Here is a 25,852-nt window from a genome sequence, read left to right on the forward strand (position 1 = left end):
GCGCGGCGCGTCGGCCTTGTAGCGCTCGGGCAGGTGGTTCACGAACATGTCGGGCGGTTCGATGATGTGGTCATCGACACTGATCAGGATCATGTCGTCGCGGTTCAACGACGCTTCCCTTCACTCGGAGGCGGGTGCCGGGCAGGGGAGTGACCGGCCCATGAGTCATTAGTACAATCCTGAGGAATGACCGGCATTGCACGAACGGCCGACTTGCTGCCCCCAGCGGCCACGTCCCAGTGGGTCTCGATGCGCGACAGGGCCGGGGTGACCGCGGGCGCCTACGCCTTCGAGGGCGACACCGCACGTCAACCCCACCCCTGGCACCGTCACGACCTGCACCAGCTCGAGTACGCCTTCGAGGGGATCGTCCAGATCCAGACCACGGTGGCGCGCTACCGGCTGCCCTCGCGGCAGGCGGTGTGGATCCCGGCCGGGGTGGCCCACCAGGCCTCCTTCGAGAAGGCCCGGACCGTCTCGGTGTTCTTCGACCCGGCCGTGGTGCGCGACGGCGCGGGACGGGTCCGGGTGCTGCCGGTGGAACCGGTCTTCCGCGAGATGATCATCTATTCGTCGCGCTGGCCCATAGGGCGGCGGGCCGGCACCCCGGTCGCCGACTCCTTCTTCGAGGCGCTGGCCGACCTGGTCCTGGAGCGGCTCGACCACGAGCAGCCCTACTTCCTCCCGGCCAGCAACGACCCGCTGATCACGGCGGTCATGCGCCACACCGACGAGCATCTCGACTCGGTGACGCTCGAGGACGTGTGCCGGGCCGTCACCGTGTCGGAACGCACGCTGCGCCGCCGTTTCCACGCCGCCACCGACATGACCTGGCGCCAGTACCTGCTGCACAGCAGGCTGCTGCACGCCATGACGCTCCTGACGCAGGACGACAGCACCGTTCTCGGGGTGGCGACGGCCGTGGGGTTCGACAGCGCCAGCGCTTTCAGCCGGGCCTTCCAGGGCTACACCGGGCAGACGCCGACCGCCTTCCGCAGGGAACGGCTGACCACCGCGCCCGATGGCGAGACGACCGGCCGCTGATCGTCGCGCTGCCGGGCGTGGTGCCGCTAACCTTCTAGAGCGTGACGAGACCCCGGCTTGAAGAGTTCCGGTTCGACGCGGGGGCGCTCTGCCTCGACTTCGTTGCGACGCTCGGGCGTCGCGGCGACCCGGAACACCGGCGCGTCGAGCGGATCCCGACCCCGGACCGCTTCGGCGAATGGCTGCGGGAGTGCGGCCTTACCGGCGCGGACGCGTCCCTCACCCGCGGGGATCTCGTATCCGCGGTCGTGCTCCGGGAGGCGATCGACGGCCTGGTGCGCGGCGTCCTCGGCGGTGGCGACGTCACGGCTGATGCGCGCACCGTGAACCAGTGGGCGGAGTGCCCGGTGGCGACACCGAGGTTCGACCCGCGGACCGCCACGGTGACCCGGCACAGCCCCGAGCCGGTGGCGGCCGCGCTGGCGGAGATCGCGCGCGACGCCGTCGTCACGGCCGGGCGGGCGGCGTCACTGCCCGTGCGGGTGTGCGGCATGGACGACTGCCGCATGCTGTTCATCGACCAGTCTCGCGGCAGGCCGCGGCGGTGGTGCTCCGCGAGTCGCTGCGGCAACCGCGCCAAGGTGGCGGCCTATCGTCAGCGGAACACTATCTAGATGGTGTTGCCGACGCGGACGGGACGCCTCAGGATGAGGTCATGCGCATCCACTGGGTCGTGTTCGACCTCAACGGCACCCTGTTCGACCCGAGCCCGATCTCGCGAGCGCTGCCGCCGCCGTCCGACGACGCGGCCACCGCGCTGAGCCTGCTGAACGACACGGTCTTCCAGGCGATGGCCGACACCCTCGCGGGCCGCTACCGGCCCTTCACCGAGTACCTGGGCGCCGCGGTCCGCCGCCACCTCGTCCTGGCCGGGCACCCGGCGGAGGCCGGGGTGGAGCAGGCCGTCGCGGCGGCGGGCTGCCTGCCGCCGTTCCCGGAGGCGTCGCAGGCGCTGGCCGCCCTCGCCGACGCCGGCCTCCGCATCGCCACCATCACCAACAGCCCCACCGCGACCGCCGAACGAGCACTCACCGAGGCGGGACTGCGCGACCGGTTCGCCCATGTCGTCGGAAGCGACACCTGCGAGGCCTACAAGCCGGCCCGCGCGGTCTACGACAACGGGCTGCGCCGGATCGGCGTCGACGCGTCCGACGCCTGCATGGTCGCGGCACACGGCTGGGACCTGCTCGGTGCCCATCAGGCCGGAATGCGCACCGCCTGGATCTCCCGTGGCGAGGGGCGGCGCCTGGACACCGTGCCGCTGCCCGACGTCACGGGCGACGACCTGCTCGACACCGCCAGAGCGATCGTCGCCGCCAACACCGCCTCCTGACTCTCCTGGAATCCGCTATTCGGCGGTGAGTTCCAGGAGCTGGTCGGCGGCGGTGGTGTTGCCCTGGTCGGCCAGGCGTCGCAGTTCGGCCATGTCGTCGTGTTCGGTGGCGAGTTCGATGAGCTGGTCGGTCGCGGTGGCGTTGCCCTGGTCGGAAAGGCGCCGCAGCTCGGCCATGTCGTCCCGCTCGGTGGCGAGTTCGATGAGCAGGTCGGTGGCGGTCGCGTTGCCCAGGTCGGAGAAGCGGCGGAGCTCCTCCAGGTCACCGCGGTCGGTGGCCAGTTCGATCAACTCGTCGACCGCGGACGCGTCGCCGGAGTCGGCTCGATCCCGCAGGGCGGACAGGTCGGGGTCGGTCATGACGGGTGCTCTCCCTTGCTCTGATCGGCCGCACCGGACCGTCTGGACGCCGCGGTCGCGACGGGAAGCCTGCCCGTCGCCCGAAGCTCGTCGCGATGGGCGTGCCACTCGGCCGCCAGCGCGGGCAGTCGTTCGCTGAGGAATTCGGCGAGGGCGACCATCTCCTCGAGCGGCGCGCGGCGTTCCGGGGGAGCGTGGGCCAGCAGGGCCAGCCCCTCCCGGAACAGCGCCGCATGCTCCCGGTGAATGGCCGATTCGAAGTTCTGCGGCTGCTGGGTCGCCGGATCCACGCTCACCCGGTCCATCCGCTCGCCGGCGGCACGCGTGCGGCGCGCCATCCGGTAGCCCTCCAGCAGCTTGACCGCTCCGGTGATGGCGCTCCGGCTCGCCAGCAGCGCCTCGGCCAGCTCGTCGATCGTCTGCTGCGGCGGATCGCAGACGAACAGGTACCCCAGAAGGCGCCCGGCCATCGGCGGGAAGCCGTACTGGCGTGCGTAGAAGCGGCCGACATGGTCGGCGAAGATCAACTCGGCGTCACTCGGCACACCCGCGAGGATAGCGGTGATGGCTGAGATGACACAAATCCGTGTCATTTCCGTTGGTGGCCGCGCGCACCGAAATCGCCTCTTGACGTCGGATGGAATCCCTATCTACGGTGCCCGTTACCAAATAACGGACGCCGTCCAATATTGATGGATTGGGGATCAATGTCGTTCGAGGCGACGCAACGCGCGGCGCACCACCCCGCCCCGGGAGAACCGGCGCCCCGCCCCCCGGCGGAGGTGATGCACCCGCGGTGGCTGGCCGCTCTGCCCGCCAACCCGCTCAGCGCCACCCGGACTCTGATGGACCGGATGAACCGCGAGCGCTGGGAGATCAGCCTGGTGCGCGCGGACCTGACCCCGGAGGGGGACGGGACCCTGGTCTACCGCATCGACGCGGGCGGGCACGTGCTCTCGGTGGCCGCCTTCTCCGCCGAGCCCCGCATGGTCAACCGGACACCGCGGATCATCGGGTCGAGCTGGGACGTCCTGGGCGCGCTCATGGAGGGCGAGCCCGACGACGAACGGGTCGAGCAGACCCGCCGCGAGATGCCGAAACTCTACGCGGGCCGCGCCGCCGACCGCACGTTGATCTGGTTCCGCGCCAACCGCAGCCTGCGGGCGTTCGACGAGGTGCGGGACAGCCTGGCGGCGGGGCGCCAGCCCGACGAGGAGCGGCTGCTGGAGGCGGGCTACCTGCTGCGGAACACCGGCCTGGACGGCAACGGCACCTTCGGCACCGTCGACTTCAGCGCCTACGGGCCGGACCACCCCCTGGCGCTCCCGTACCACGCGCAGATGCTCGCGGCCTACATGATGCGGGAGATCTCCTTCGACCTGGTCGAGTCGCTGGCCCGGCTGCGGGACGCGGGCGCGGCCCGCCTGGCACCCGGCCTGAAGCGGCGCGTCGCCGTCGGCAACGGCTCGGCCCTGGGGCTGGTGCTGTTCTTCATGAACCGCCCGCGGCTGGTCTCCCGATGGATCGGGCTCTACGAGGAGGCCACCGCCCGCGCCATGAGCCTCGCGTGGCCGGCGGACGCGCCCGAGCTGGACCTCTTCGACGATCTCCTCGGCCGCCTCATCACGTCCAAGGAGGAGGACCTGACCCCCTACCGGCTGTTCCCCCGCGGCCCGATGGTCGCCGGGGAGCTCCGCCAGATGCGGCGGGAACTGCGGGCGCGGCGAGCCCGCGCCCACGCCGACGGGACGGGGCTCACGCTGGGCGCCGTGGCGGCGGCGCGTCCATCGGGAACCGGCCCCGAGGCGGTCGAGCTGTTCCGCTCGACCGCGCTGGAGCTCGACCGCGAAGCCTGGGAGCCGCGCCTCGGGGAACTGGTGGTGGACGAGTCGATGCGGCCCGACCCCACCTGGTCGGTGGCGCGGTTGCGGGACGCGATCCACGCCACCGTGCCCTGGACGACGGACTACCCCCGCAACCGCGGCGACCTGCGCAACCGCGTCTGGTACAAGTCGCGCGCCTCGGAGGAGCCCCGCTCCGGCCACGCGCGGGAGATCCCCGCCGACACCTACGACCTGGCGACCAACCCGGTGGACGAGGTCGGCGCGCTGGCCGCCCTGCTGGACGGGGCGCCCGCGGACCGGCCGGTCGGCGAACTGCTGCTGGCGCACCCCTCCGCCCTCCGCGCCACAGCCCTCGTGCAGAACCTCGCCGACAGCCCGTACGCGCTGGCGCGGGTCGACTACCGGGACGACGAGCTGATCCCCGTCTACCTGATCCACGTCCTCAACGCGTTCTGCTTCGGCCTGGAGAAGACCCTGGACGCCCAGCGGCGGCTGCTGCGCGGCCTGATCTTCGAGTACGCGCCGCCGCGGGAGGCGCTGGGCGATCCGGACGCCCGCCACTGGTGGGCGGGGGGCCGTCGATGACCGGGACCAAGGTGCTCACCACCGCGCGGAAGATGCTGGAGATCATCGACGCGGTCGGGTTCTCCTCCGGGCCGGTCACCGCCGCCGAGATGGCCGACCGCCTCGGCTGGAGCCGGGGCGCGATGCACCAGTACCTGCACACCGCCAAGGAGGCGGGCTGGCTCGCCCAGGACGACGCGGGCCGGTACCACCTCAGCCACCATGTCTCGGTCCTGGCCCGGATGCGGTCCGCCCAGGCCGACATCGCCGAGATCCTCCAGCCGCGGATGCGCCAGCTGGCGGCCGACCTGGGGGAGGCGGTGTCGTTCGCGGTGCTCGACCAGGGCGGCCTGTTCATCGTGGAGCGCGCCGAGCCGGTCGGGATCTACCAGCGGCAGAAGTTCCAGACGAGCATCTCCATCACCACCTCGGCCTCGGGCAAGGCGATCGTCGCCCACCTGTCCGGGCGCGAGCGCGACCGGCTGCGGGCGGGCGGCGCCGAGCTGGCCGATCCGGAGACCTGCGCGGAGGTCGCCGAACGCGGGTTCGCCCTGGTGCGCAGCCAGTGGCTGGGCAGCGACATCACCGCGGTGGCGGTGCCGCTGATGGTCCGCGGGCACTGCATGGGGGCGCTCAGCGTGATCGCGCCGACCGTCCGGGTGGACGAGGCGGTCGTGGCGGAGATGACCCGCCGGCTGCTGGAGATGGCGCGCAACGCCTCCGCGGAACTGATCGCCGAGGAAAGGACCTTCTGATGACGATCGATCTCGAGGACACCCACGGGCTGGAGCTGAGTCCCGACGTCAGCGCCATCACCCCGCCCGAGTCGATGGCCGGGACGCTCACCGTCCACCGGCGCGAGATCAGGCTGGTGTGCGAGCGGCTGCTGATGGTGGCCGGCGTCCCGGCCGGGGCCTGCTCCGGGGCCCGCGACTTCGTCGTGGACTGCGTGGACCGGTTCGGCCAGGACGCGCTGGCGCGGTTCGGCGGGCTGTTCGGCGACCGCGCCGCCCGCCCCGTCTGGGCGCCGCCGCGCCGGACGGGCCCGCGCCGCCTCGACGCCGGCGGGCAGAGCTCGCTGCTGGTGGGGGTGTTCGTGCTGGCGGGCGCGTTCGCGGACGGGCCCGGCGCGCCCGTGACGGTCGGCGGACTGGCCGACGCCGACCTGCTCGAAGCCGGATCGCTGTGGGCGGCGGCGATCGGCCGCGGCCTGGCCGTCACCGCCGAGGGCTCGCAGGCCCGGGTGGAGGTGCTCCCCGGCGCCCCGTCCCCCTCGCCCTCGCGGATCGGCACTGGCATCGAGGTGCCCGCGGAGGTCTGGTGGCCCCTCTACTACGCCTCCAACGAGGCGCTGAGCATCGACACCGACCTGTCCCGGCTGCACACCGGGATGGCTCCGCCCCCGTCCGGAATCCTCTGACCCGGAAAGGACACCCCGTGTACATCGACGGACTCAACTGCTCGCGCATGACGCGCGACCAGCTGGTGACGCTGCGCCGGGCGCGCATCGGCGCGGTCACCACCACCTGCGGCTTCTGGGAGGACGCCACCGAGTCGCTCGACGCGGTCGCGAAGTGGCGGCACTTCGCCGAGGACAACGCCGACCTGGTGGGGATCGCCCGCACGGCCGCCGACATCCGGGCGCTGGCGGCCGAGGGGCGCACGGCCCTCCTGCTGGGCTTCCAGAACTCCTCCATGCTCCAGGGACGGCTGGCCTACGTCGACTTCTTCGCCGAGATCGGCGTGCGCGTCGTCCAGCTCACCTACAACATCCAGAACGACGTCGGCGGCAGCTGCTACGAGCCGGTCGACTCCGGCCTCACCCGGTTCGGGCACGAGGTGGTCGAGCGGATGAACCGGGCGGGGATGGTCATCGACCTGTCGCACGTCGGGAACCGCACCTCCCTGGACGCGATCGCCGCCTCCGGGCGCCCGGTCGCCATCACCCACGCCAACTGCTCCGACATCACCGACCATCCCCGCAACAAGCCCCGCGCGGTGCTGGAGGCGATGGCCGAGGGCGGCGGCGTCATCGGCGTGACGACCTACCACAACCTGACCCGCGGCTTCATCGAGACGCCCGCCGCGTGGTCGGAGATGGTCGCCCGCACCGTGGACATCGCGGGCATCGCCCATGTCGGCATCGGCACCGACGCCAACGTCGGCGGCACCGACGAGTACCGCGCCTGGATGCGCAGCGGGCGCTGGAGCCGGCGCCCGCAGCAGGGCGCGGGCCTGGCCACCGGCGCGCCGAGCAGCGGGCCGCCCGCGTGGTTCGGCGGCCCCGGCGACTTCCCCGTCCTGGACGAGGCGCTGCGCGCCCGCGGCTTCTCGGCCGACGAGACGGCGCAGCTCATGGGCGGCAACTGGCTGCGGTTCTACGACGAGGTGCTGGGCGTCCCCGCGCCCGCGCCCGTCCCGGAGCCGGCCCTCGCGAGCGGAGGAGAATGAGATGGGCACCGCTGACCCCGGCACCACCGCGACCCGGACGGGGGCGGCCGTCGCCGTCCGCGACGTCGCCATGACCTACCGGCGCAGGCGCACCGCCGTGGAGGCGCTCGCCCCGACCACGCTGGACATCCGGCCGGGCGAGTTCATCTCCCTCATCGGCCCCAGCGGCTGCGGCAAGAGCACCCTCCTGAAGATCATCGCCGGGCTGCTGGACGCGACCGGCGGCCGCGTCGAGATCGACGGGGCCACGGTCACCGAGCCCCCGCCGGGGGTGAGCGTGGCCTTCCAGAAGCCGACGCTGCTCTCCTGGCGGACGATCCGCCAGAACATCCTGCTCCCGGTGGAGCTGCGCGGCGGCGACCGCGCCGCCGCCGGCCGCCGCGCCGACGAACTTCTGGCCACGATGCGGCTGGAGGACTTCGCCGGCAGCCTCCCGCGCGAGCTGTCCGGGGGCATGGAGCAGCGCGCCGCAATCGCCCGCTCCCTCATCGACGGCCCGCGCCTGCTCCTCATGGACGAGCCGTTCGGCGCGCTCGACGAGTTCACCCGCGAGGAGCTCAACGACGAGCTGCTGCGGGTCTGGCGCGGCGAGCCCAAGACGGTCGTGTTCGTCACGCACAGCATCAGCGAGGCGGTCTACCTCTCCGACCGGATCGTGGTCATGAAGGCCAGGCCGGGCGGCATCCACGAAGTGATCGACATCGACCTTCCCCAGCCGCGGCAGCGCGACGTCCGGGCGACCGCCGGGTTCTTCGAGGCGACCCAGCGCGTCCGGGCCTCTTTGGAACAGGTGAAGAGCCAATGACCTCCGCACGCACCTCCACCCCGCCGGTCGCGCCCGCCAAGGCGCCCGGAACGGCCGCGGCCCGCCCCTGGGCCCCGCTCGGCAACGTCAACGTCCAGGCCTCCCTCCTCGGCGTCGCGATCCTCGCCGGCGCCCTGCTGCTGTGGTACCTGGCGGCCGAGCGCGCCTGGGTCTCGCCGCTCCTCATCGCACCGCCCCAGGACGTGTTCGCCGCGCTGGGCGACATGGTCGCCTCCGGGGCGCTGTGGCCGAACGTCTACGCCACGGCCTACGAGACGCTGGCCGGCCTCGCGGTCGCGGCCGTGCTGGCGTTCGTGCTCGCGGTCGTCTTCACCTTCTCCGAACCCGTCCACAAGGCCGTCTACCCGTACCTCGTGGTGATCCAGACCTTCCCCAAGGTGGCCATCGCCCCGATGGTCATCGCGGGATTCGGCTACGGCCTGGCCCCCAAGGCGTTCCTCGCCGCGCTGCTCGCCTTCTTCCCGCTGCTGGTCAACGCGATGGTAGGGCTGGCCAGCGTGGGCGAGGACCAGCACAACCTGTTCCGGTCGGTGCGCGCCGGCCGCTGGCAGATCCTGTTCAAGCTCCGGATCCCGCACGCGGTCTCCTACATCCTCCCGGCGCTGAACACCGCCGCCGTCCTCGCCTTGATCGGCGCGATCGTGGCCGAGTTCGTCTCGGCGCGGGAGGGCCTGGGCTTCGCCATCCAGGCCGCCACCCAGAACGGGGCGATCGCCGCGACCTACGCGCTGCTGATCGTCATGGGCTTCTTCGGGATCGCCATCTGGCTGTCCATGGCGGTGCTCAACCGCCTCCTGGCCCGCTACCGGGCCTGACCCCCGTCCCGCCGACGCCACTGGAGAGACCGCCATGAGGAAAGCCCGCGCGTTCCTGACCGCCGTCCTGACGCTCGCCGCGGCCACCGCGTGCGGTGCCGGGGACGGGCGCACCGAGATCACCTTCGCCGTCGCCGACCAGACGCTGAGCCCGGCCACCGCCTCCTACGCCACGGTCCCCGAGACCATGGGGTACTTCAAGGCCGAGGGCCTGCGGGTGGAGATGCAGCCGGTGGCCAACGCGGTCGCCGCGATCCAGGCCGTCGCGAACGAGCGGGCCACCTGCACCTACGGCTCGACCGCCAACGCGGTCACCGCCATCGGCCACGATCCCGGCCTGGTCATCGTGGGCACCGTCAACGGGAACATCTTCCGCACCGTCGCCCCGGCCGGGTCGGGAATCCGCACGACGGCCGACCTGGCCGGCAAGACCGTCGGGGTGAACCTCCGCGGCGGCATCAACGAGCAGCTGGTGACCGGGGCGGCCAAGACGGAGGGCAGCCCTCTGAGCAAGGACCAGGTCCTCGCCGTCGGCTACGGCGCCCAGGCCGCCCAGGCGCTGAGACGCGGCGACATCGACGCCTACTCCGGCTACGACAGCTCCAACCTGATCGTCGGTGAGCTGCTCGGCCGGGAGCTGGTCGAGGTGAGCTCGCAAACCGACGGGCTGACCGGCACGTCCGCCCTGGTCTGCCGGAAGCGGGACGTCCAGGAGCGCCCGAAGGCGATCGGCGGCCTGTTCCGGGCCTTCTTCAAGGGGATGGTCTTCTCCCAGGAGAACCCGCGCGCCGCCATCCAGATGCACTGGAAGAACTTCCCGGCCGCCAAACTGGCGGGCGGGAAGGAGACCGACCTCAGCACCGCGACCAGGATCCTGGCGCGGCGGCTGGAGATCTCGGCCGGACCCGGCTCGGCCGGCCGCTACGGGCTGCAGAAGAACGAGGACCTGCAGCACACGCTCGACACCTACCTGAAGTACGGCGTCATCAAGGACGCCGACGCCCGCGGGGTGACCGTGCAAGCCTTGACCGACTACTCGCTGGTCCCGATGTACAACGACTTCGACCCCGAAAAGTCCCGCCAGGAGGCCCGAGGGCGGTAGTGCCCATTGCACGCCCGAGCGACCGTTCGGGGCTGGGGCGACGGCTGAGGTCGTCGCCCCAGCCGGCGGCTGAGGCCGTCCGGAAGGGGAGGGCCGCGCGGGTTTCGGCGGCCCTCCGGTCAGGGCCAGATGATCTTGTTGCGCATGGTGGAGCGTTCGAGCATCCCGTAAGTTTCCTCGCCGTTCCAGCGGTACCGCACCCCCGCCTGGTGCAGTGCCGGGAAGTCCGGCATCTCGGGGCCGCGGTCGGTGACGTCGAACGTCGACAGCGCCGTCTCGCCCTCGATGCGCGTCCGCCCCCGTTCGGTCTCGAACACGACCGAGACGTCCTCACCGAAGGGCCGCAGCCTGGCGAGCCAGGGCGCCTCGACGACTCGGGCCGGGATGAGCGGGCCGTCACCGTCGAAGAGGAAGCCCTCGTTGAACGTGGGCGTCCCGTCCTCGCGGGGCGGGTAGGCGATGTAGCCGAACGCCCGGCCGCTGGGGAACACCGCGGACTGCCAGCAGTGCCCCCAGAACCCGCCGAGGTGCCGGACCCCCTGGCGCCGGATCCGCAGCCCGCTGCCGGTGAAGGCGTGCTCGTCGGCGCCGGCGCGCAGCGTTCCCTTCGCGCGGAACAGCTGCTCGTAGCGCGGGCCGCCCATGAGGTCCCCCTCGACCGACGACTCGAGCCGTTCCGCAGCGTCGGGCAGGAGCGAACCCTGGATCCACGGCGGCACCGCCATGGTGGCCTCGACGTGGAACTCGACCTCGACCGGCGGCCCGTCGACATCGCCGGCGATGAGGTTCTCGGTGGACGTCCGTACCGCCGTGCCCCGGAACGTGGCGGTCCAGGTCTTGAACGGCTCCACGCACCGGAACGCCAGCGGGCCGCCGCCCAGGACGGCGGGCCGCCCGTCGGCGTCGATCGCGGGATGGGTCTTCCCGGAGTCGCGCAGGCGGTACACCGTCCCGTCGCGGAAGGCCACGTTGAGCTGCACGCCGTGCGCCTCCCACGACGAGGCGACGGCTTCGATCCCCACCCGGGGGATGCCGAGATCGCCCCGGTCGTCGGAGATCCACATGCTGACCGAATCGCGCATCTCGGGGTCGTCGGGGCGCTCGGCGAACACCGTCTCGCGGTCGGGGCCGATACCGCCGGTGAGGTCGATGGTCATGGGTGCTCCTTTCAGCGGGCCGTCCAGCGCGCGGCGCGCGCGGTGTAGCCGGCGAACAGCGGACGGACCCGGTCGGGATCGATCCCGAACGCGGCGGGTTCGGGGTGGACGTTGGGCTCGCGCCGCGCCGCGTTCTCCTGCCACCACCGGTCCATGCCGGTCTCGAACGCCTCGGTGACCGGCTCGCCGAGCCAGGCGTACAGCCGCCTGACCTCGCCGATCGGGTCGCTCTGCATGGCGCGGAAGTCGATGTCGTGGAACCGGCCGCCGGTGTCGCGGTCGCGGAACGCCAGCGCCCGCTCCATCCCGACCGACCAGTGCTCGACGTTGAGCGCGCCGAGGTAGTGCGGGTCGACGTCGTCGCTGTATCTGCGGGTGATCTCGGCGCAGAGGTCGGCCGCCGACACGATGACCTCGGTGGGGTCCCGGTGCGTCATCACGAACCGGGCGTCGGGGAACGCCCGGTCGAGGTGGTCCAGGAACAGCAGGTGCGCCGGCGACTTGAGCCGCCACGGCCTCGGTGGGCGGCCCCACTGGAGGAGCTTCAGGACGCGGCGCTCGTACCGGTAGGCCGAGGTGAGGTCGGCCTCGTGGAGCAGCCACGAGGAGTAGGACGGGACCAGGGCCAGGCCCTGGAACATCTGGGACTTGAAGTCGAGCGCCAGCAGGGACAGGCATTCCGTGGGGCCGGTCGCGCTGGCCGGGACGAGCGCCCGGCGGCGCTTCTCCTCCCGCTTCTCCCGCTCCACCACGGCCCGGCTGCGCTCGATCCTGGCGTCGGAACCGGAGACGGTCGAGGGCGGCGGGCACGGCTTCTCCGCCTCCCACCGGCTGAGCGACCGGGCGCCGGGGTCCTCGGCCAGCAGGAAGGACAGGGCCGTCGACCCGGTGCGCGGCAGCCCGAGGCCGATCAGCGGCCGTTCGACCGGCTCGTCGTCGATCTCCGGGTGGCGCCGGTACCAGTCCTCGACCTGCAGCCGCTGTGCGAGCAGGTTGACGATGAGGCCGCGGAGGGTCTCCTGGCCCGCGGTGTGGAGGCGGGCCTCCGCGTGCAGCGAGCGTACGAGCCGTTCCAGCCCTTCGCGGAAGGAGTCGTCGCCGAAGTCGTCGAGTCCGGTCTGGGTTCGGGCAGCCTCGATCAGGTCGTGGTGCGGGGCCATGGGGTGGGTCCCTTCAGCCGTGTGCCCCGATCTGCGATGGGCGGCGTCCGGGGCACTGCTGTGGTTCGGATGGCGGGTGGGTGCCGGGCCGGTTGAACTCGAGGGCGAGGGGGAGGCCGGAATTTCGTGGCAGTGCGCTGCCGTGAATATGGTGGCAGTAGGATGCCATCAATATGAGCGTCCCGGCAATACCCGACAAGGACGGGAGTGAGCCGGCACGGCCGCGGCGGAGCTACGACAGCCCGGTCCGGCGCCGGCAGGCCGCCGAGACCCGTGAGCGGATCCTCGCCGCGGCCTCGGAACTGGTGCACGGCTTCGCGACGTGGGACTGGCGCGGGCTGACGTTCAAGGCCGTCGCCGAACGCGCCGGCGTCGGCGAGCGCACCGTCTACCGCTACTTCCCGACGGAGCGGGACCTGCACGGCGCCGTCATGCGGCGTCTCGAGGAGGAGGCCGGCGTCTCCTACGCCGGGCTCGACCTGGACGGCCTCCCCGACGTCGCCGCACGCGCGTTCGCGGCGCTGTCCTCCTTCGCCGTCTCACGCTGGACCGGGGAGTACCCGCGGCAGCCGGCACTGGTGGCCGAGGACGAGCGCCGCCGTGACGCCCTCGTCCGCGCCGTCGCCCCGTCGGCACCGGACTGGTCCGAGACCGAACGGCGGATGGCGGCGGCCGCCCTCGACGTCCTGTGGCACCTGCCCTCCTACGAGCGCCTGATCACCGCGTGGAACCTCGACGACGATCAGGCGACCCGCACCATCTCCTGGGTCATCGGCGTGCTCGTGGACGCGATCCGCGACGACCGGCGCCCCGACCCCGGATCCGAACAAGGGTGACGCTCTCAGTGGGATGTTCGGTCTGCGACGACAACGCGCGCCTCGGCTCGCTGCCGCCGCGCGAGCTCATCGCGGCCGACCGGTACTGGCGGGCGGCGCACGCGTTCGGCACGGGCACGCCCGGCTGGCTGGTCCTGATGCCGCTCCGGCACGTGACCGCCGTGGCCGAGCTGACCGATGCCGAAGCCGCTGTTCTCGGGGAGTGGCAGGTGCGGTTGTCGCGGGCTCTGCACGCGGTGACCGGGTGCGTCAAGACCTACGTCGCCCAGTTCGCCGAGGCCGAGGGCTTCGCCCATGTCCACTTCCACATCATCGCGCGGATGGACGACCTGCCTGAGGAACGGCGCGGGCCCCGGGTGTTCACCATGCTCGGACGGTCGGAGGAGCACGATCTCAACATCACCCGGCGCGACGAGATCGCCGTCGAGGTCCGGCGGTACCTCGAGGCGCGGGGGTGGCCGGTCACTTCTCCGTTCCGGCGATCGCGGATATGAGGGCCGCGAGCCGTTCGGGCTGTTCCTCGGGCAGGTAGTGGCCCGCTTCCTCGACCAGATGGCCGCTGACGTCGTTCGCCGCCTGCTCGACGGAGGCCAGCCAGCTCAGCGCGATGCCGTGGACGGCGCCGACGACGGCGACGGGCTGGTCGAGCCGGGCCTCGCGGCTCAGGCGGCGGTTGTCCTCGATGTCGGTCGGCAGCGCGCGGTAGTAGCCCATCGTCGACCGGACCGCCCCGGGCGCCGACAGCGCCCGCGCGTAGACGTCGAGTGCCGCGGCGTCGATCGCGTCGGTGACGTGGAGGCCGATCGAATCGCGCAGGAAGAGGAATTCCAGGTAGGCGCGCTCGCGTCCCGCCAATAGCAGCTCGGGCAGGTCCGGAACCATGTTGAAGCCGAAATGCCAGGACCCTCCGCGCAGCGGATCGGCGGCGGTATCGCTGTCGCCGAGCCCGGGAATGCCCGCCTCGACGAAGGTGACGGTCCTGACCGAATTCGGGAACAGCGCCGCGAGCGGGTAGGCGACCTGCCCGCCGACGTCGTGGCCGACGACGTGATAGCGGTCGTGGCCCAGCCGGGCCATGAGCCGGTGGAGTATCCGGGCCACGTTCTTCTTGTCGTATCCGCCGTCCATCCGCGAACTGGCGCCGAAGCCCGGAAGGTCGGGCGTGACCACGGTGAACCTGTCGCTCAGCAGCGGGACCACCGACCGCCACGCGTGGCCGGTCTGCGGCCAGCCGTGCAGCAGCAGGAGGGGCTCGCCGGCTCCGGTGACCGCGCAGTTCAGCACGGCGCCGGGGACGCGGAGCCGCCGCGGGGGCCCGAGGGGGGAGTCGCGATGGGGCATGAGCCGAGTATGAGGGCGCCGCGGCCCCGGAGAAGCACCGCGATTCCCGCTCAGTGGAAATCGCCGATTGAACACGGGCGGGCGGTGCGGCTGACTGGTCCCAGCGAAGCCGTTAATCGTCAGGAACGAGGAAGCCGGCATGATCGAGGGAATGAAGGTCCTCAGTTTCTCGCATTTCGTGCAGGGGCCCGCCGCCTCGCAGTACCTCGCGGATCTGGGCGCGGACGTCACCAAGGTCGAACCCTTCGGCGGAGCCTGGGAACGCCGGGCCGGGAGCGCCGGAATCCGCCTCGGCGACACGAGCGTGACCTTCCTTTCCGTCAACCGGAACAAGAAGTCCATCGCCGTCGACCTGAAGCACCCGGACGCGCTCCGCGTCCTCCGGCCGCTCATCGGGACGTGCGACGTCCTCATGGAGAACTACCGCGGCGGGGCCCTGGAGAAGCTGGGGCTGGGGTACGAGGCGGTGCGTGAGATCAAGCCGGACATCATCTACGCCTCGGCGACGGGCTGGGGCTCGTCCGGGCCGATGGCGGGCAAGCCCGGCGTCGACCTGCTCGTGCAGGCCCGTTCGGGGCTGATCTCGGTCACCGGTGACGCCCGCGAGGGAGCCACGGCCGCCGGCACGCCCGTCGCGGACCACCACGGCGCGGCGCTGCTGGCGATGGGCGTCCTGGCCGCGTACGTCCGCAAGCTCGCGACCGGGCGCGGCACCCGCGTCCAGTCCAGCCTCCTGGGCGCCGGGCTGGACCTGCAGGCGGAGTCGCTGGCCCTGTACTACTCGGGCGGCAAGGGCCAGGACGACGTCCGCCGCCCCGGCTCCCTCGCCGCCTGGTTCATCGACCCTCCCTACGGCGTCTACCGCCTCCTCGACGCGCACGCGGTCATCGCGCTGAGCGGCGCCATGGACGACTTCGCCGCCGCCCTCGGCTCCGCCGAACTGGCGGCCTTCGACCAGGAGGCGCGCCGCACCCGGCGCGAGGAGTACACCGCGCTCCTCGCCCGGACCCTGGCCGGCTGGACCTACCGGGATCTGGCCGAACGCCTGGAGCCCCGCGGATTCTGGATCGAGAGGGTCGCCACCTACGACGACGTCCGGAACGACCCGCAGGTGGCGGAGGAGGGGCTGCTCATGGAGATGCCCGTGGGCGACACCCATGCGACGGTGCTCAACCATCCGATCCGCTACGACGGCCGGCTGCCCGAACTGCGCACCCCTCCGCCGGAACTGGGCGAGCACACCCGCCCGGCGCTGCGCGAGGCGGGCTTCGGCGACGCGGAGATCGACGACCTGATCGCCTCGGGCGTCGTCGCGTCCCGCGAGAACGGGGCGCCGCGGTCATGAAGGCGCTGATCTGCGACCGTCTCGGCACGCCCGACCTGCTGACGGTCGCCGACCTGCCCGAGCCCCGCCCGGGACCCGGCGAGGTCGCGGTCGCGGTGGCCTACGTCGGCCTCAACTTCCACGACACCCTGATCGTCGCCGGCCGGCACGTGGTCAGGCCGGACCCGCCCTTCTCGCCGGGCAGCGAGTACTCCGGCGTGGTGACCGCCGTGGGCGGCGGCGTGGCGTCGGTGGCCGTGGGCGACCGGGTCGCGGGCAACGAGGAGTTCGGCTGCGCCCGGGAGACGATCATCGTGCGGGCGGACCGGGTGACGCGGCTGCCCGAGGACGTGCCGGACCGGCAGGCCGCCACCGTCCTCGTCGCCTACGCGACCGCGTACCACGCGCTCGTGCAGCGGGCGGGGCTCAGGGCGGGGGAGACCCTGGCCGTCCTGGGCGCGGCGGGCGGGGTGGGCTCCGCGGCGGTGGACGTCGGCCGGCTGCTCGGCGCCAGGGTCATCGCCTGCGCCTCGTCGGACGAGCGGGCCGGGGCGGCCCGCGCCCAGGGGGCGGAGACGACCCTGTCGTACGGGGACGGCGGCATCAAGGAGCGGATCAAGGACGCCACCGGCGGCCGCGGCGCCGATGTGGTCTTCGACCCGGTCGGCGGTGACGTCGCCCTGGCGGCGGTGCGGGCGCTGGCCTGGGAGGGCCGCCATCTGGTGGTCGGCTTCGCGGCGGGGACGGTGCCGGCGCTCCCGCTGAACATTCCCCTCGTCAAGGGCGCCTCCGTGGTCGGCGTCTTCTTCGGCGAGTTCGTCCGGCGCGAGCGGGAGGCCCACGAGCGGAACCTGGCGCAGATCTTCGACTGGGCGCGGCGCGGTGAACTGCGCCCCCGCGTCCACGGGGTCGTCCCTCTGGACGAGGGCGCGGCGGCGCTGACGGAGCTGGCCGCCGGGCGGGTGCGCGGCAAGATGCTGCTGCGGGTCTCCGGGCGGGCGGAGTAGCGGCGTGACCGCAGCCGCGGGCACGCCCCGCCGCCGGGCCGTGCTGGCCACGTTGATGGCGGGGACGCTGCTGGCTCCCCTGAACTCCTCGATGGTGGCCGTGGCGCTCGTGCCGGTGCAGCGGCACTACGGCACCGGACTCGCGTCGGTGACCTGGATCGTGACGGCGTTCTACCTGACCGCGTGCGTCGCCCAGCCGGTGATGGGGCGGATCGCCGACGCCGCCGGTCCGCGCCGGGTGTTCATGGGCGGGATGGCGGTGGCGGCGCTGGCCGCCGCCGCGGCCCCGTTCTCCCCGACGCTGGGCGCGCTGGTGGCGTGCAGGGCGTTGCAGGCCGTGGGCGGGGCCACCGCCTTCCCCTGCGCGATGGTCATGCTCAGGCGGCCGGGGTTCGGCGGCGGGCGCGCGCTGACCGGCATCGCCGCGGTCAACACGATCAGCGGTGCCGTGGGCCCGGTCCTCGGCGGCGTCCTGGTCGCGGCCGGCGGCTGGACGTGGATCTTCTGGGTCAATCTGCCGCTGACGGCCGCCGCGCTGGTGTCCGCGGCCCTGCTGTTCGACCGGGACGCCCGATCGGCGGGACGCCCGTCCTCCGGACGCCCGTCGCGGCGGCGGGCGCTCGGCGGCATCGACGCGCCGGGCATCGCGCTCTTCGCGGCGGCGGTGGTCGGCCTGCTGGACATGATGCTGACGCTGCCCACGGGCGGGTTCCTCCGGGGGCTGCTCCTGTTCGCCGTCGCGACGGCGCTGTTCGTCGTCTGGGAACTCCGCGCCCGGACGCCGTTCATCGACCTGCGCGCGCTCGCCGGAGCCGGCGGTCTGACCGGGGTCTACGTGCTGTTCATCCTGTTCAATCTCGCCTACTACGGGGCCTTCTACGGACTGCCGCACTGGTTCCAGGAGACGCGGCATTTCACCACCGGCCAGGCGGGCCTGCTGATACTCCCCATCGCGGCGACGGGCGCCCTGGTGACCGTGCTCGCCCCCGCCCTCCTGCGCCGGGTCCGGCTGCGGCACGCGCTGATGGCCGGATCGCTGACGCTGGTGGCCGGGCTCGGCGGGATCATCGCGTTCACGCCCGGCACCCCCGTGGCGCTGCTGGTCGCGGACGGCGTCCTGCTGGGACTGCCGTACGGCCTGTGCAATCTGGGGCTCCAGTGGCTGATGCACGAGCGCGCCCCGGACCGCCTGGCGGGCGTCGCGGGCGGCCTCTTCCAGTCGTGCCGCTACCTCGGGGCGATCGCGGCGGTCGGGCTCGTCGGGGCGCTGGCGCCCCGGTCCCCGGACGCCCCGGCCGGAATCACCGACCTCGGGATCGCGATGACCGCCACCGCCGTCGTGCTGTGCGCGGTGATGGCCGCCGACCTGCGCCGCCACCGGGACGGACGAGAAGCACCAGGCTCGGGCCGCCCTTTCGAGATAGACTCAAACCCACGACTCGCGCAGGCCGATACTCGGTCCTCTGCCTCGGAGGTGGACCATGCCTGAGGGCAATGGGCCGAACAAGTCCGTCTCCAGCCGCGTCTTCTCCCTCCTCAACGCCTTCACCCTGCAGCAGCCGTCGATGCGGCTCGTGCAGCTCAGCCAGGCCACGGGCCTGCCGGTGTCCACCGTCCACCGGATGGTCACCGAGCTGGTCGACCTCGGCGCCCTCGAGCGCGAGAAGGACGGCGCGTACCGCATCGGCCTGCGCCTGTGGGAGCTGGGCTCGCTGTGCCCCCGGCCCACCACCCTCCGCGACGTCTCACTGCCCTTCATGCACGACCTGTACGAGGCGACGTCCGAGAACGTGCAACTGGCCGTCCTGGACGGGGGAGAGGCGCTCTACATCGAACGCGTCTGGGGCAGGCGCTCGGTGCCCGTCGCCTCCCGTGTGGGCGGCCGGCTGCCCCTGTACGCGACGGGCGTGGGCAAGGTGCTCCTCGGCTACGCGAACCCCGGCTTCCAGGAGTCCGTGCTGCGCGCCGGAATGCGCCGGTACACCCCGCACACGGTCATCATGCCGGGGCTCCTCATGCGCTCCCTCCGCGACGTCCGCAGCTCGGGCATCGCCCGGTGCGTCGAGGAGATGACCCTGGGCACCGTGTCCGTCGCGGCGCCGATCTTCGACCGGGACCGGCAGGTCGTGGCGGCGCTGTCGGTCGTCATGCACTCCCGGGCGCGGTCCCTGTCGACCGTCGAGCCCGCGCTGCGGGTGGCGGCGATGTCCATCTCCCGGGAACTGGCGAAGAACCACTACCGGGCCGGGGACGAGTCAGAGGTCCCGGTGGCCGAGAAGCTGCCGCGCGTTGGCTGAGCCCACCCGGGCCCGGTCGGCGGGGCCGATCGCCAGCGCGTCCAGGGTGGCGGCGGGTTCGGTGTCGGCCAGCTCGAAGGGGTAGTCGGTGCCGAGCAGGACGCGGTCGGCGCCGAAGTCCTCGATCAGCCGCTCCAGGAGGCGCGCGGAGAACGTCGCCGTGTCGAGGTACAGGCGGCCCAGGTAGGCGCTGGGCGGCAGCGGCACGGTGCGGGCGACGGCCTTGCGGTGCCAGCCGAGGTCGAGACGGCCCTCCAGGGCCGGCAGGCAGCCGCCCCCGTGCGCCAGGCACAGGGTGAGGGCGTGCCGTTCCAGCACCCCGCCGAAGATCAGGCGGCTGGCCGCCAGCGCCGTCTCCGCGGGGTAGCCGACCAGCTGGGGCAGCCAGTACGCGTGCAGCCTGGCGCCACCGGACACGGCGTTGGGGTGCAGGAACACGAACGTGCGGCGTTCCGCCAGCAGCTCCCACAGCGGCTCGTGGACGGGGTCGTCGAGCTCGCGGCCCGCGCCGTGCGAGCCGATCGCGATGCCCGCGCAGCCGAGTTCGTCCAGGCACCGCCGGGCCTCCTCGACGCTCTCGGGGACGCCCAGCGGGACCGTGCCGAGGGGGAGGAGCCGCCCGCCGCCCCGGGCCGTGAAGGCCGCCAGCGCGTCGTTCCCGCGGGCGACGACCTCGCGGGCGAGGCCGGTGTCGGCGGCGCCGGAGCAGGTGACGAACGGGGGCAGCGAGACCGCCTGCCGCCACACGCCCATGCGGTCCATGTCCGCCAAGCGGTGGTCGACGTCGTACTGGGAGCGGTGCAGCGGGATGGGCGTGCCCTCCGCGACCCCTGAGACCTCGGGGGCCAGCCGCACCGTCCCGGTCTCGACCTCGGTCACGTCCGCCAGCCCTTGACCGGCCAGCCAGTCCAGCAGGGCGGTGGGCGTCGCGTGGCTGTGCACGTCGATCAGCCCGCCGGTCTCCTCGGCCGTCATGCGGTTCCGCCGTCCTGTCCGTCGAGTACGTTCTCGAGCCGGTTGAGGTAGTGGAGGTAGCCGTGCTCGTCCATCCGGCACACGTCGCCGGTTCGCAGCCACCCGTCGCGGAAGGGCTGGTCCGCGTCGTGCCGTCCCTGGTAGCCGTCCATCACGGCCGGGCCCTTGACGCACAGCTCTCCGGCCTCGCCCGCCGGGCAGGGTGCGCCCGACCGGTCCTGGATCTGGACGGTCATGCCGGCGTAGGGCAGCCCCAGGGACGAGCCGCGACCCGCCACCCCGGACACGTGATCGTGCGGCGCGAGCAGGGCGATGGTCTTGGGGCATTCCACCTGGCCGAAGATCCCGCACAGCACCTGCCCGAACAGCGCGTGCGCCCGGTCGATCTCCGCGGGCGCGAGCGTGGCGCCGCTGTAGATCATCAGGTCGACCGTGCTCCAGTCGACCCGGTCCGCGCCCGGATGCGCCAGGACCGACCGCAGCGCGGGCGGCATCATCAGGAGGACGTTCGGACGGTGCGCGGCCGCGGCGGCCAGGAAGCCGTCAGCGGTGAAGGTCTCCAGCATGACGAACGTCCCGCCGCGCACCAGCGTCGGCACCACCATGCTGCCGAACCCGCCCGCGACCGGCTCCGCGCAGAGCACGCGCGGCGCCGCCGGCCAGTCCGCCTGGGCCAGGTTCATCAGGGCGACCGAGCACAGCGCGCCGCTGGACAGCAGGACCGCCTTCGCCGTGCCGGTGGTCGTGCCGGAGGTGTAGCCCAGGCGGACGACCGCGGACGGCGGGGCGGGATCGCCCAGCCCGCACGGCGGCTGCTCCCCGGCCATGCGCCCGAGCTCGCGCCACCCCTCCAGCTCGCCGTCCGAGACCCAGACGACCTCCTCGCCGAGGGCGCCCCATCCGGCGATCTCGGCCGCGCGCGAGGCGTCCACGACCACCAGCGCCGGCGCGGCGGCCGCCAGCCGGTCGCGGAGCACCGCCGCGGGCAGCCCCTGGAGCGGCAGGCAGGCCGAGCGGAACCCGGCCAGGTAGCACGCCGCGGTCACCAGCCACTGCGCCGGACGGTTCCGCGTGATCTGCGCGACCGTGTCGCCCGGCCGGAGCCCGGCCTCCTCCATCGCCCGGCGGAGGCGGGCGACGGTGTCCGCGACCTGCGCGTAGGTGAGCCGCTCGGGGCCGCAGACGAGCGCCTCCCGGCCGGGGAACCTGCGCAGCGCCGTGATGAGCGCGCCGCCGATGGACCCGACGGCCGCCTCGGCGGCGGTCACAGCCGCTCGTCCGGCATGACGGTCCCGCAGGCCTTGCACGTCCGGGCCTCGACGCTGCCGTAGAAGCGCGCGTAGGCGCCGGCGACCGGATCGACCCGGTAGTCGGCGATGTGGACGCTCTCCTCGTGCAGGAACCCGCCGCAGCCCGGGCAGAACCAGCGGAACCGGTCGAGCTCGCCTGGACGGCGGAGCCGCTCGATCACCAGGACGAACGCGTCCGGCGGGAACCGCGGGGAGTGCGCCACCCCGGTCGGGGTGAAGATCGACGACCCCTCCGGGATCACCGCGACCCCCTCCGACCCGTCGGGCTCGCGGTAGTGCAGGTTCATCGAGCCCCGGATCATGTACATGACCTCGTCGCTCGGGTTGAGATGGAACTCGCTGCGGTACTCGCGCCCGCGCGCGATGAAGGCCAGCGACTCGCTGTCCTGCCACAGCACCTTCACGCGGCGTCCCGACTCGGCGAGTTCGCGCGCGACGCCGTCGAGATCGATGATCGGCATCTGGCTGGGAAGCATGATCGTTCTCCGTGCGGTGGTCAGCCGGTGGCGGTCAGCTCGCCGTGGCGGTCGAAGACGACGTCCCCGCCGGCGATGGTCAGGTCGGCGCCGAGGCCGAGCAGGGCCTCGGGGTCCTCGGCGAGCGGATCCCCGTCCAGGACCACGAGGTCGGCCAGGCTCCCGGCCGTCAGGGCGCCCTTGACGCCCTCCTCGCCCGTGTGGGCGGCGCCCGAGGTGGTGTAGAGGCGCAGGGCCTCCTCGCGTCCGATCGCCTGGCCGGGGCCGTTGGGCCGCCCCTGCCGGTCCTTGCGCGTCACCATGGCGTAGAGGTTCTGGAAGGGGTTCAGATCGTTGATGGGGTAGTCGGTCCCGGCCGCCACGCGGGCGAGGCCCATGATGTCGATCATGGAGCGCAGCGGCACGGCCTCCTCGGCGCGGCGCGGGCCCATCCGCTCGGCGATGGCGTCGCGGTTCCTCCACAGGAACGGGGTCTGGGGCGCGACCAGCACGTCCAGGTCGCGCGCCCGCTTCATCTGGTCCGCCTGCATGAGGCTGGCGTGGATCAGGATGTCGGGCCCGGGCCCGGTGCCGCCGGCCAGGCCGTCGCCCTCGCGTGCGCGGGCGAAGACGTCCAGCGCCAGGTCGATGGCCGCGTCGCCCACCGTGTGGATGCCCGTGCGCCACCCGGCGCGGCGTGCCCGGGACACGAGCCCGGCCAGCCGCTCACCGTCGACGAGGAGGTCGCCGGCGTAGGGGCCGTCCGGCTTGTGCGGCTCCCGCGTGGCGGCCGTGCCCAAGGTCATGCCGCCGTCGATCAGCAGCTTGACCCCCAGTTCGCGCAGCCACGTCCCGTCGCCGTACCGCCTCGGACCGCCCCCGACCAGGCCCTCCCACTCCTCGAACGGCACCGAGGGGATCAGCTCGCCCGACGGCAGCACCATGGCTGCGACCCTCACGGTCGACAGGCCCCGCTCGGCGAGACGGGCCAGGACCTCCACGTCCCGGCGCGGCAGGGCGCCCGCGACGACGGAGGTGATCCCCCAGGAGTTCAGCGCCCGCATCGCCGCCGCGAGCTGGTGCTCGCGCTGCTCCGGCGTCCACTCGGGGACGACCCGCGCCACCAGGTTCTGGGCCTCCTCCCACAGGTAGCCGGAGAGCCTGCCGGTGCCGGGATCGCGGCCCAGCGTGCCGCCGTCGGGGTCGGGGGTGTCCTCGTCGATGCCCGCCAGGCGCAGGGCCGCGCTGTTGACGCACGTGCTGTGCCCCATCGGCAGGTAGACGGGCCGCCCGTCCCCGGCGGCGTCGAGTTCGGCGCGCGTGGGGACTCGGCCCTCGCGCAGTTGCAGGACGGGGTTCCACACCTGCCCGCGCACCCAGGCGCCGGCGTCCAGCGAGTCCGCCATCGCGCGCACCCGCCGCAGCGCCTCGTCCATGGTGCCCGCGCCGCGGAAGGAGACGGTGTCGCCGTCCATGCCGGCCTGCTCGAAGTGGCAGTGGGTGTCGATCAAGCCGGGCAGGACGGTCCTGCCCCGCAGGTCCAGCACCCGCGCGCCGCCGCGCGCCGCCCGCCGGACCTCTTCCTCGTCACCGACCGCCCCCACCGCGCCGCCCCGGACCAGGAGCGCGGCCGCGACCGAGCCGTCCCGGTCCAGGGTCAGCACCCTCCCGTTGACCAGGAGCAGATCCCGCGGATCATCGGGCATGGCGGTCATCCGCCCGTCACGGCCGCGACGCACTCGACCTCGACGAGAACGCCGTCGCGGTGCGGAGTCGCGATCACCGTCGTGCGGGCCGGGAAATGCGGATTCTTCTCGAAGAAGCGGCGGTACACGCCGTTGAACGCCGGGAAGTACTCGGCGGAGCGCAGATAGCAGTTGCACTTGAGAATGCTCTCCCTGCTGCCGCCGGCCGCCTCCACCACGGCGAGCAGATTGCGCAGGGTCTGTTCGGCCTGCTCCTCGAAGACGTCGGAGACGATCGTGCGGGTCTCCGGATCGAGCGGACCCGTGCCCGAGCAGTAGATGGTGTCACCGTGGACGACGGCCTGCGAGAGCGGCGCCGCCGTGCCCGTGGAGAAACCGACCGTGGGCGCACTTCGCGTCGTTACAGGACGAATGCTCATGTCAACTCCTCGATAAAGATGGACCCCGGCAAAAGGTGGACCGCGAGCCGGTCAGGCCGGGTCGATCCGCATGACCACGGCCTTGGGCTCGGTGAAGAACTCGCGGCTGTAGGCGCCGCCCTCGCGGCCGACACCGGAGTCGCCCGCCCCGCCGAACGGCGCGCGCAGATCGCGTACGAAAAAGCAGTTCGTCCAGACGGTCCCCACGCGAAGCGCCCGCGAGACCCGGTGCGCGCGGGACAGGTCCTTGGTGAAGAGCATCGCGTTCAACCCGTACGGAGTGTCGTTGGCCGCTTGGACCGCACCATTCTCGTCGTCGAAGGGGAGGACGACCACCACGGGGCCGAAGATCTCCTCCTGGGTGACGCGGTCGCGCTGCCCGGCCCCGACGATCACGCTCGGGAGCACCGTCCAGCCGGGGCCCCGGCCGCCGGTGAGGACCCGCGCGCCGTCCCGGACGGCGAGGTCCAGGTACCCGGTCACCTTCTCGTGGTGCTCCCGCGAGGACAGCGGGCCGATCCGCGTCGCCTCGTCCCTGGGATCCCCGACGACCAGCGCCTCGGCGGCGGCGCGGAAGCGGTCCAGGAACTCCTGGTAGATGTCCCGCTGGACGTACAGCCTGCTCCCGGCCAGGCAGACCTGGCCGCTGTTGGTGTAGACGGCCTTGATCGACCACTCCACCGCCTGGTCCAGATCGGCGTCGGCGAAGACGATGTTGGCGCCCTTGCCGCCCATCTCCAGGCTGAGCGGGGTGAGGTTGCGCGCCGCCGCCGCCGAGATGGCCCGCCCGGTGTTCGACTCGCCGGTGAACGTGATCCTGTCGACGCCCGGTGACTCGGTCAGCGCCTGCCCCACGGAACCGGGTCCGTACCCGTGCACCACGTTGAACACGCCCGGGGGGATCCCGGCCTCCAGGGCGAGGCGGGCGAGCAGGGTCGCCGACGCGGGGCTCTGCTCCGCCGGCTTGAGGACGACCGTGTTGCCCCACGCCAGAGCGGGCGCGACCTTCCAGGACGCCAGCATGAGCGGGAAGTTCCACGGCGCGATCGCCGCGACCACGCCCGCCGGGCCGTACTGGGCGAAGGCGTGGTAACCCGACGCCATGGGGAACGCCTCGGCCGCCGTGATCGCGGCGTGGTCGGCGAAGAAGCGGAAGTTCTGGGCCGCCCTCGGGACGTCGTGGCCGCGGGTCTCGGAGATCGGCTTGCCCATGTCGGCGGTGTCGGCGAGCGCGAGGGCCTCCGCGTTGGCCTCGATGAGGTCGGCGAGGCGGTGCAGGACCTCCGCGCGCTCCGGATAGCCCATCTCCGGCCAGGGCCCCTCGTCGAACGCGGTCCTGGCGGCGGCGACCGCCCGGTCCGCGTCGGCGGCCGACCCGAGGGCCACCGTGGCCCACGGCTCGCGCTCACCAGGGTCCACCGACTGGAAAGTGGCGCCATCGACGGACGGGACCTCGTGCCCGCCGACGATGTGCCCGAATGACTCCACCATGTCCTCCCGCGCTGGTCTGCTCGACTGGACCCACT

At 72.8% G+C, this 25,852-nt stretch carries 27 protein-coding genes; 16 read left to right on the forward strand and 11 right to left on the reverse strand.

Going from position 1 to position 25,852, the window contains the following annotated elements:
* The first annotated feature begins 186 nt into the window (after positions 1-186).
* Genes ACFPZN_RS01330 through ACFPZN_RS01340 form a run of 3 tightly spaced genes read left to right on the forward strand, consistent with a single transcriptional unit; the run spans position 187 to position 2,377 of the window.
* The gene (locus tag ACFPZN_RS01330) at positions 187-1,044 is read left to right on the forward strand and encodes an AraC family transcriptional regulator (RefSeq protein ID WP_378279245.1); all 858 of its coding nucleotides are present in this window, start codon (positions 187-189) and stop codon (positions 1,042-1,044) included.
* 41 nt (positions 1,045-1,085) lie between these two features.
* Positions 1,086-1,658, forward strand: coding sequence for a CGNR zinc finger domain-containing protein (locus tag ACFPZN_RS01335; RefSeq protein ID WP_378279247.1), 573 nt, complete (start codon positions 1,086-1,088; stop codon positions 1,656-1,658).
* Between the two features lie 41 nt (positions 1,659-1,699).
* Complete coding sequence (locus tag ACFPZN_RS01340; RefSeq protein WP_378279250.1) at positions 1,700-2,377, forward strand: haloacid dehalogenase type II; 678 nt, start codon at positions 1,700-1,702, stop codon at positions 2,375-2,377.
* Positions 2,378-2,392: 15 nt separating this feature from the next.
* Here ACFPZN_RS01340 and ACFPZN_RS01345 read toward each other — a convergent pair whose 3' ends face one another.
* On the reverse strand, positions 2,393-2,737 hold the full coding sequence (locus ACFPZN_RS01345) for a hypothetical protein (protein ID WP_378279252.1): 345 nt from the start codon (positions 2,735-2,737) through the stop codon (positions 2,393-2,395).
* Positions 2,734-3,282 carry a GbsR/MarR family transcriptional regulator gene (locus tag ACFPZN_RS01350; RefSeq protein WP_378279253.1) on the reverse strand — a complete coding sequence of 183 codons (549 nt, stop codon included), beginning with the start codon at positions 3,280-3,282 and terminating at the stop codon, positions 2,734-2,736. Before ACFPZN_RS01350 ends, ACFPZN_RS01345 begins: the two co-directional genes overlap by 4 nt.
* A gap of 162 nt (positions 3,283-3,444) precedes the next feature.
* On the opposite strand from ACFPZN_RS01350, the gene ACFPZN_RS01355 reads away from it, so the two are divergent.
* Genes ACFPZN_RS01355 through ACFPZN_RS01385 form a run of 7 tightly spaced genes read left to right on the forward strand, consistent with a single transcriptional unit; the run spans position 3,445 to position 10,339 of the window.
* Positions 3,445-5,166, forward strand: a complete 1,722-nt coding sequence (locus tag ACFPZN_RS01355; RefSeq protein WP_378279255.1) for a hypothetical protein — start codon at positions 3,445-3,447, stop codon at positions 5,164-5,166.
* Positions 5,163-5,900, forward strand: a complete 738-nt coding sequence (locus ACFPZN_RS01360; RefSeq protein ID WP_378279257.1) for an IclR family transcriptional regulator — start codon at positions 5,163-5,165, stop codon at positions 5,898-5,900. The genes ACFPZN_RS01355 and ACFPZN_RS01360 overlap by 4 nt, the downstream gene beginning before the upstream one ends.
* On the forward strand, positions 5,900-6,565 hold the full coding sequence (locus ACFPZN_RS01365) for a hypothetical protein (RefSeq protein ID WP_378279259.1): 666 nt from the start codon (positions 5,900-5,902) through the stop codon (positions 6,563-6,565). Before ACFPZN_RS01360 ends, ACFPZN_RS01365 begins: the two co-directional genes overlap by 1 nt.
* Before the next feature lie 17 nt (positions 6,566-6,582).
* On the forward strand, positions 6,583-7,596 hold the full coding sequence (locus tag ACFPZN_RS01370) for a dipeptidase (RefSeq protein ID WP_378279260.1): 1,014 nt from the start codon (positions 6,583-6,585) through the stop codon (positions 7,594-7,596).
* A 1-nt stretch (position 7,597) separates the two neighbouring features.
* Complete coding sequence (locus tag ACFPZN_RS01375) at positions 7,598-8,401, forward strand: ABC transporter ATP-binding protein (protein ID WP_378279262.1); 804 nt, start codon at positions 7,598-7,600, stop codon at positions 8,399-8,401.
* Entirely contained in the window at positions 8,398-9,237 is an 840-nt protein-coding gene (locus tag ACFPZN_RS01380; RefSeq protein WP_378279264.1) for an ABC transporter permease, read from the forward strand. The genes ACFPZN_RS01375 and ACFPZN_RS01380 overlap by 4 nt, the downstream gene beginning before the upstream one ends.
* Positions 9,238-9,271: 34 nt before the next feature.
* On the forward strand, positions 9,272-10,339 hold the full coding sequence (locus ACFPZN_RS01385) for an ABC transporter substrate-binding protein (RefSeq protein ID WP_378279266.1): 1,068 nt from the start codon (positions 9,272-9,274) through the stop codon (positions 10,337-10,339).
* A gap of 119 nt (positions 10,340-10,458) precedes the next feature.
* On the opposite strand, the gene ACFPZN_RS01390 is transcribed toward ACFPZN_RS01385, so the two are convergent.
* The gene (locus ACFPZN_RS01390; protein ID WP_378279267.1) at positions 10,459-11,496 is read right to left on the reverse strand and encodes a hypothetical protein; all 1,038 of its coding nucleotides are present in this window, start codon (positions 11,494-11,496) and stop codon (positions 10,459-10,461) included.
* An 11-nt stretch (positions 11,497-11,507) separates the two neighbouring features.
* Positions 11,508-12,656, reverse strand: coding sequence for a sulfotransferase family protein (locus tag ACFPZN_RS01395; RefSeq protein WP_378279269.1), 1,149 nt, complete (start codon positions 12,654-12,656; stop codon positions 11,508-11,510).
* Between the two features lie 173 nt (positions 12,657-12,829).
* On the opposite strand from ACFPZN_RS01395, the gene ACFPZN_RS01400 reads away from it, so the two are divergent.
* Both ACFPZN_RS01400 and ACFPZN_RS01405 read left to right on the forward strand, forming a co-directional pair.
* A complete protein-coding gene (locus ACFPZN_RS01400; RefSeq protein WP_378279271.1) occupies positions 12,830-13,492 on the forward strand; it encodes a TetR/AcrR family transcriptional regulator in 663 nt (220 codons plus the stop codon).
* Between the two features lie 8 nt (positions 13,493-13,500).
* A complete protein-coding gene (locus ACFPZN_RS01405; protein ID WP_378279273.1) occupies positions 13,501-13,986 on the forward strand; it encodes an HIT family protein in 486 nt (161 codons plus the stop codon).
* Here the strand turns inward: ACFPZN_RS01405 and ACFPZN_RS01410 are convergent.
* The gene (locus ACFPZN_RS01410) at positions 13,955-14,833 is read right to left on the reverse strand and encodes an alpha/beta fold hydrolase (RefSeq protein WP_378279275.1); all 879 of its coding nucleotides are present in this window, start codon (positions 14,831-14,833) and stop codon (positions 13,955-13,957) included. The two genes, ACFPZN_RS01405 and ACFPZN_RS01410, sit on opposite strands and share 32 nt — an antisense overlap.
* 139 nt (positions 14,834-14,972) lie before the next feature.
* Here ACFPZN_RS01410 and ACFPZN_RS01415 point away from each other — a divergent pair, with 139 nt between their 5' ends.
* The 4 genes from ACFPZN_RS01415 to ACFPZN_RS01430 are packed head-to-tail and all read left to right on the forward strand — an operon-like array spanning position 14,973 to position 19,461.
* Entirely contained in the window at positions 14,973-16,178 is a 1,206-nt protein-coding gene (locus ACFPZN_RS01415; protein WP_378279277.1) for a CaiB/BaiF CoA transferase family protein, read from the forward strand.
* Complete coding sequence (locus tag ACFPZN_RS01420) at positions 16,175-17,164, forward strand: NADPH:quinone oxidoreductase family protein (RefSeq protein WP_378279279.1); 990 nt, start codon at positions 16,175-16,177, stop codon at positions 17,162-17,164. The genes ACFPZN_RS01415 and ACFPZN_RS01420 overlap by 4 nt, the downstream gene beginning before the upstream one ends.
* Positions 17,165-17,168: 4 nt before the next feature.
* Positions 17,169-18,653 carry an MFS transporter gene (locus tag ACFPZN_RS01425; protein WP_378279281.1) on the forward strand — a complete coding sequence of 495 codons (1,485 nt, stop codon included), beginning with the start codon at positions 17,169-17,171 and terminating at the stop codon, positions 18,651-18,653.
* Entirely contained in the window at positions 18,646-19,461 is an 816-nt protein-coding gene (locus ACFPZN_RS01430) for an IclR family transcriptional regulator (RefSeq protein ID WP_378279283.1), read from the forward strand. Before ACFPZN_RS01425 ends, ACFPZN_RS01430 begins: the two co-directional genes overlap by 8 nt.
* Here the strand turns inward: ACFPZN_RS01430 and ACFPZN_RS01435 are convergent.
* The 6 genes from ACFPZN_RS01435 to ACFPZN_RS01460 are packed head-to-tail and all read right to left on the reverse strand — an operon-like array spanning position 19,420 to position 25,817.
* Entirely contained in the window at positions 19,420-20,436 is a 1,017-nt protein-coding gene (locus ACFPZN_RS01435) for an amidohydrolase family protein (protein WP_378279285.1), read from the reverse strand. The genes ACFPZN_RS01430 and ACFPZN_RS01435 overlap by 42 nt on opposite strands.
* A complete protein-coding gene (locus tag ACFPZN_RS01440) occupies positions 20,433-21,704 on the reverse strand; it encodes an AMP-binding protein (protein ID WP_378279287.1) in 1,272 nt (423 codons plus the stop codon). The genes ACFPZN_RS01435 and ACFPZN_RS01440 overlap by 4 nt, the downstream gene beginning before the upstream one ends.
* The gene (locus ACFPZN_RS01445) at positions 21,701-22,222 is read right to left on the reverse strand and encodes a 3-hydroxyanthranilate 3,4-dioxygenase (RefSeq protein ID WP_378279289.1); all 522 of its coding nucleotides are present in this window, start codon (positions 22,220-22,222) and stop codon (positions 21,701-21,703) included. The genes ACFPZN_RS01440 and ACFPZN_RS01445 overlap by 4 nt, the downstream gene beginning before the upstream one ends.
* 20 nt (positions 22,223-22,242) lie before the next feature.
* Positions 22,243-23,907 (reverse strand): amidohydrolase, encoded by a 1,665-nt coding sequence (locus ACFPZN_RS01450; RefSeq protein WP_378279291.1) that lies wholly within the window; start codon positions 23,905-23,907, stop codon positions 22,243-22,245.
* A gap of 5 nt (positions 23,908-23,912) precedes the next feature.
* A complete protein-coding gene (locus tag ACFPZN_RS01455; protein WP_378279293.1) occupies positions 23,913-24,326 on the reverse strand; it encodes a RidA family protein in 414 nt (137 codons plus the stop codon).
* Between the two features lie 51 nt (positions 24,327-24,377).
* Positions 24,378-25,817 (reverse strand): aldehyde dehydrogenase, encoded by a 1,440-nt coding sequence (locus ACFPZN_RS01460; protein WP_378279295.1) that lies wholly within the window; start codon positions 25,815-25,817, stop codon positions 24,378-24,380.
* Positions 25,818-25,852: the final 35 nt, after the last annotated feature.

The organism is Actinomadura rugatobispora, from assembly GCF_042656285.1.
Taxonomy (GTDB): Bacteria; Actinomycetota; Actinomycetes; order Streptosporangiales; family Streptosporangiaceae; genus Spirillospora; species Spirillospora rugatobispora.